General features: G+C 40.3%; 1 protein-coding gene and 1 pseudogene. Both read right to left on the bottom strand.

Features of this window, described 5'->3' with window-relative positions:
* Positions 1-650, bottom strand: a pseudogene (locus tag ACED25_RS23480) (DNA helicase); the annotation flags it as partial.
* A gap of 219 nt (positions 651-869) precedes the next feature.
* Positions 870-1142 (bottom strand): helix-turn-helix domain-containing protein, encoded by a 273-nt coding sequence (locus ACED25_RS23475; protein WP_231904291.1) that lies wholly within the window; start codon positions 1140-1142, stop codon positions 870-872.
* Positions 1143-1166 lie beyond the last annotated feature (24 nt).

Raw genomic sequence — 1166 nt, 5'->3', positions numbered from 1 at the left:
TACCTTGGAACTTCAAACACTGACAAGTCGCCCCGTGGGTTCATGGGGCGGATACCTAACAGTGTGTACAATTCAGAGATCTTTTGTTTTGAACAAACGTCTCCGAATAGCTCTTGAGCTAGTTTATGGTACTGTTTCCACAGTTCGTTTTGCTCAGCGATAGTTTCTTCGGATTGTATGGCGGAGACTATATCTTCGTCTGAATAACTTGGAATACTATGTGTAGTGAGAAAGTCATCCAGTTTAGATACTTCTGCAATAGTAAATTTGTCATCGGCTTGAGGCGCTAAAACGTCCCTAGGAATGTAGGGAGTTCCGGCTGAGAAAAACAAGCCTTCGCGAGTTATCCAAATAGGACAAATAACAGGAGACAGTATCTGTGGTACCGTCCCTCGAAAGTCTTGTCCGTGTTGTTTTGTGACCGTATAAAGCACGGGGCGATAATGTGCTTTTACAACAAGTACTTTGTCGTCTTCATCAACAAAAAGCTTGTGTAATATCTTGCTATTGGGTTCTAACATACCTAAGGAAAAGTTAGTACGTTTGATATGGTGATAACCGTTAAGGTCTCTTTTTTTTAGAGCGCCTTTACCACTATCTGCATCGGCAAGAGAATTCCGCCAATACCGCACCCAGCTCAAGTCATCCATACTACTTCCTTACCAATATCTATCTAATTCCTTCGTATTATTAGAAAGTTACCATTAAGTCAAAAGTTTATATATGGGTTAGATGGCATATTTGTGTATACACATCTTAAATTAGAGCTTTATTGCATCATTAACCAATCATCAACCTCTAGGCCTAAGTTGTCCCTAGAAGGAAGTCAATGAGTCGGTTCGCAGACGCTTACATAGGCTGATACATACTTAGAAGCTCTCATCCGATCCAAATTCACGAGTTGTGATCTGATTTAACTTTTTGGTGAAATTACCTCTGTTAATCCCTAAAACCCTAGCAGCCTTAGACTGATTACCGCGCGTATGAGTTATCAACTCAGTAAACAATATTTCAAACACAGCAGGAGTCACCCAAGACATATCAGGGCTAACTGATTGTTTATCAAACCATGTCGGTTCCAGTTCTGCTCGGATAAGTTTTTTTAAATGGTCTTTGTTGATTGGGGTTAGTTGGTCATTCATAGAAGTTGAAGGTCATTAAGGAAC

It is taken from the genome of Vibrio sp. 1F263 (genome assembly GCF_041439035.1).
In the GTDB taxonomy this organism is placed as follows: domain Bacteria; phylum Pseudomonadota; class Gammaproteobacteria; order Enterobacterales; family Vibrionaceae; genus Vibrio; species Vibrio tasmaniensis_A.
The sequence above is the reverse complement of the archived record's forward strand: the minus strand, read 5'-3'. Positions and strand labels throughout refer to the sequence as shown.

Bases quoted from the DNA above. Each gene is read 5' to 3' on its own strand.
- ACED25_RS23475 (WP_231904291.1), bottom strand. From the start codon at position 1,142: ATGAATGACCAACTAACCCCAATCAACAAAGACCATTTAAAAAAACTT.